Here is a 2,214-nt window from a genome sequence, read left to right on the forward strand (position 1 = left end):
GTACCTGGAGCATTTTTGGTGGCAGAAGGGATTCCTGTTTTTTGTAAATCATGAGATTCTTCCTTCATGACGAAGCGCCGCCTTCCCATGATCGAGCATGCCGACACGCTGTCGCTGAAGGCGTTGCGAGAGCTGGTGACAGGTCTGGTAGAGCGGGCTGATCGGGCAGACATCCGGATCGAGAGGCTCGAGGCCGAAAACCAAAAGCTTCGTGACGAGAACGACCAGCTCAGGATCGAGAACACACGGCTGAAGGTCGACAACCAGCTTCTGCGTGACGAAATTGCGCGGCTGAAGAACCTGCCGCCACGCCCGCCCTTCAGGCCGTCGGGCATGGAACAGGCAACGAGTGAAAAAACGGTTGCTGGCAGGCAAAAACCTGCGAGGCGTCGCGGCCCGAAAGGCGACACAGGCAACGTCACGCGCGAAGAGCTGCTGCCTGCCGACGCGCCACCCGGCTCGCGCTTCAAGGGCTACAAGGATTGCGTGGTGCGGGATCTGGTCGTGCGGGCCGACGTGGTGCGTTATCGCCGCGAATGCTGGGTGACGCCGGACGGCAGAACGATTATCGCGCCGCTGCCTGCGGGGATACGAGGCGGCTTTGGGCCCAATCTGCGACGCTTCTGCCTGATGCTGCACGCTCAAGGTCAGGTCACGACGCAGCGACTGACGACCTTGCTCAACGATGTCGGTGTCGAGATTTCCAAACGTCAGGTCATCCGGTTTCTGACAGAGCGTCTGGATGGTTTTCATGCCGAGGATGCCGCCGTTCTGCATGCCGGCCTGGTCTCGGCGCCCTTTGTGACGGTCGACGACACTGGTGCCCGCCATGCCAACCGCAATTTTCATACGACGCATATCGGGGGCGAGCATTTCACTGTCTTTCGTACGGCGTCCTCGAAGTCGCGGTTGAACTTTCTGGCCCTTTTGCGCGGCAACTATCAGGACTATGTCCTCAACGATGCTGCCTTCACCTTTCTGGAAGACCGGCAGGTGGACCCTGCCCTTCTGGCGCGGTTGAAGAGAAGCGAACCGCGGCGGTTTGCCAATCAGGTTCCGTTTCTCGCGTATCTGGCTGAAAATGGCATCGATATCTTCGACAGGGACATCATCCGCCCATTCGCCGAGGCCGGCATCTGGGGCGCCATCCGCCACCATGGCCTGGTCGGCAATGCAGTGATCGTGTCCGACGACGCCGGCCAGTTCCGGGTCGGCACCCATGCGCTGTGCTGGATCCACGCCGAACGGCTGCTGCACAAGCTGATGCCGGCGACGCCGCGCCAGGTGAAACACGTCGAAACCCTGCGCGAACTCATTTGGCTCTTCTACAAGGCTCTGAAAGACTTTTCGCGAAGTCCCAGTCGACGTGCGGCCCAAGGCCTTGAGGTCCGGTTTGACCGAATTTTCTCCATTCGAACCGGGTATGGCGATCTCGACAAGCTTTTGTCTCGGTTGAAGCGCCGCAAGGCAGAACTGCTGCGGGTTCTGGAGCGGCCGGAAACGCCGCTGCATACCAATGCGTCGGAGAGAGATCTGCGGGGGTTTGTCATCAAGCGAAAGATTTCGGGCGGCACGGTCAGCCGCAACGGGCGGCAGGCGCGAGACAGCATGCTTGGCCTGATGAAGACCTGCCAAAAGCTCGGCCTGTCGTTCTGGCGCTACCTCGGCGATCGGCTGGGTGTCGGCGCATCGCACCCATCCATTCCCCCGCTGGCCACGATGATCGTCGCAAGAACCTGAGCGCATCAACGGCGATCTGGCTTGGGGAAGGCAACAACTTTGCTGTTGTCGGACGGGATCGGGCCGGCGGTGTCGAGTACGTGGGCGCCGGTGAGCTTCAGCAACGTCGGGGAGACATTCCATTGACGGTCATCCTCGGCATGCACCGTCACCGTCTTCTTGTTGCGACGAATGACGACGCCACGGACCGGGACACCGCCAGGGCCTTCGAACATCACGCCGCTTCCGACCCTGATATCCTGCAGGGCTGCTGCGGTTCTTTGGTGATGCAGAAACTGCAGACGCTCGACGATGCGGGCGTTGAGCTCGATGAGGGTAGCCTCGTCCAGGCTGTCGATATCGATCTGCCGCATGCGCGTCGCCCTACCCTCCCGTTCGTCCCAAAGGCCACCATGCCAATCGCCGCACCAGCACGCAATGTCGTTCACGAATTTGCCCGCTATCAGGCACTGCCACCAAATCTGCCCCGGTTAC

Annotated in this window: 2 protein-coding genes; one reads left to right on the plus strand and one right to left on the minus strand. The window is 60.7% G+C overall.

From position 1 onward, the window contains the following. The first annotated feature begins 66 nt into the window (after window positions 1-66). Window positions 67-1,740, plus strand: a complete 1,674-nt coding sequence (locus tag BSG20_RS35190) for an IS66 family transposase (protein ID WP_072382436.1) — start codon at window positions 67-69, stop codon at window positions 1,738-1,740. A gap of 5 nt (window positions 1,741-1,745) precedes the next feature. Here the strand turns inward: BSG20_RS35190 and BSG20_RS35195 are convergent, their stop codons facing one another. Further along, window positions 1,746-2,093 carry a hypothetical protein gene (locus BSG20_RS35195; RefSeq protein ID WP_072382444.1) on the minus strand — a complete coding sequence of 116 codons (348 nt, stop codon included), beginning with the start codon at window positions 2,091-2,093 and terminating at the stop codon, window positions 1,746-1,748. Window positions 2,094-2,214: the final 121 nt, after the last annotated feature.

The organism is Rhizobium tibeticum, from assembly GCF_900110205.1.
GTDB classification, from domain to species: domain Bacteria; phylum Pseudomonadota; class Alphaproteobacteria; order Rhizobiales; family Rhizobiaceae; genus Rhizobium; species Rhizobium tibeticum.